The 2,288-nt window shown below is 61.8% G+C and carries 1 protein-coding gene; it reads right to left on the bottom strand.

Annotated features, from left to right (window positions below):
- Nucleotides 1-2,288: Ig-like domain-containing protein (locus DIE06_RS37525; protein ID WP_260433910.1), on the bottom strand; the 2,288-nt coding region annotated here is incomplete at both ends.

The raw sequence follows: 2,288 nt of genomic DNA, 5'->3' as shown, positions 1-2,288 counted from the left end.
GCGCTGCTGCCGGAATCAGTCGTGAGCGCAACACCGGGCGCAGCGGCCGACGTATCGAGCGTGAAGCTGAACGACGTAACCGACGACGTATTGCCCGCGACATCGGTCTGCCGGACTTGTACGTCGTTCACGCCTTCAGCGGCGCTGAAACTGGTGTTCCAGGTATGGCCGCCATCGATCGAGTATTCGACGGTGGCGCCGGTTTCGACACCGGTGAGGTTCAAGGTGCCGACATTGGTGATGTGATCGGTGGCGCTGCTACCGGAGTCGGTCGTCAACGCAACGCTGGGCGCAGCGGCCGACGTATCGAGCGTGAAGCTGAACGACGTAACCGACGACGTATTGCCCGCGACGTCGATCTGCCGGACCTGTACATCGTTCACGCCTTCAACGGCGCTGAAGCTGGTGTTCCACGTATAACCGCCATCGATCGAATATTCGACAACTGCACCGGTTTCGACACCGGTGAGATTCAAGGTGCCGACATTGGTGATGTGATCAGTGGCGCTGCTGCCGGAGTCCGTCGTCAACGCAACACCGGGCGCAGCGGCCGACGTGTCGAGCGTGAAACTGAACGACGTAACCGACGACGTATTGCCCGCGATGTCGGTTTGCCGGACTTGTACGTCGTTCACGCCTTCAACGGCGTTGAAGCTGGTGTTCCAGGTATGACCGCCGTCGATCGAGTATTCGACGGTCGCGCCGGTTTCGACACCGGCGAGATTCAAGGTGCCGACATTGGTGACGTGATCGGTGGCGCTGCTGCCGGAATCAGTCGTGAGCGCAACACCGGGCGCAGCGGCCGACGTATCGAGCGTGAAGCTGAACGACGTCGGATTGGACGTGTTGCCCGCGACATCGGTCTGCCGGACTTGTACGTCGTTCACGCCTTCAACGGCGTTGAAGCCCGTATTCCAGGTATGGCCGCCATCGATCGAGTATTCGACGGTCGCGCCGGTTTCAACACCGACGAGGTTCAAGGTGCCGACGTTGGTGATGTGGTCGGTGGCGCTGCTGCCGGAGTCCGTCGTCAACGCAACGCTGGGCGCGGCAGCCGAGGTGTCGAGCGTGAAACTGAACGACGTAGCCGACGACGTATTGCCCGCGATATCGGTTTGCCGTACCTGTACGTCGTTCACGCCCTCGACGGCGTTGAAACTGGTGTTCCACGTATGACCGCCGTCGATCGAGTATTCGACGGTGGCGCCGGTTTCGACACCGACGAGGTTCAAGGTGCCGACGTTGGTGACGTGGTCGGTGGCGCTGTTGCCGGAGTCCGTCGTCAACGCAACGCTGGGCGCGGCAGCCGAGGTGTCGAGCGTGAAACTGAACGACGTAGCCGACGACGTATTGCCTGCGATGTCGGTCTGCCGGACCTGTACATCGTTCACGCCTTCAGCGGCGTTGAAACTGGTGTTCCACGTATGACCGCCGTCGATCGAGTATTCGACGGTGGCGCCGGTTTCGACACCGACGAGGTTCAAGGTGCCGACGTTGGTGACGTGATCGGTGGCGCTGTTGCCGGAGTCCGTCGTCAACGCAACGCTGGGCGCGGCAGCCGAGGTGTCGAGCGTGAAACTGAACGACGTAGCCGACGACGTATTGCCCGCGACATCGGTCTGCCGGACCTGTACGTCGTTCACGCCCTCGACGGCGTTGAAACTGGTGTTCCACGTATGACCGCCGTCGATCGAGTATTCGACGGTGGCGCCGGTTTCAACGCCGGTGAGATTCAAGGTGCCGACGTTGGTGACGTGATCGGTGGCGCTGTTGCCGGAGTCGGTCGTCAACGCAACGCTGGGCGCGGCAGCCGACGTATCGAGCGTGAAACTGAACGACGTAGCCGACGACGTATTGCCCGCGACGTCGACCTGCCGGACCTGTACGTCGTTCACGCCCTCGACGGCGTTGAAACTGGTGTTCCACGTATGACCGCCGTCGATCGAGCATTCGACGGTGGCGCCGGTTTCGACACCGGTGAGATTCAACGTACCGACATTGGTGATGTGGTCGGTGGCGCTGCTGCCGGAGTCGGTCGTCAGCGCAACACTGGGTGCAGCCGCCGACGTATCGAGCGTGAAACTGAACGACGTAGCCGACGACGTATTGCCCGCGACGTCGACCTGCCGGACCTGCACATTGTTCAACCCTTCAACCGCGCTGAAGCTGGTGTTCCAATGCGAACCGCCATCGATGCTGTACTGCACGGTGGCGCCGGTTTCGACACCGGTGAGATTCAACGTACCGACGTTGGTGACGTGGTCGGTGGCGCTGCTGCCGGAGTCGGT

Origin of the sequence: Burkholderia sp. Bp8998 (genome assembly GCF_003854235.1) — a bacterium.
Lineage (GTDB): Bacteria > Pseudomonadota > Gammaproteobacteria > Burkholderiales > Burkholderiaceae > Burkholderia.
Note: the sequence above shows the minus strand (reverse complement) of the source record. Positions and strands in the feature narration are given on the sequence as shown.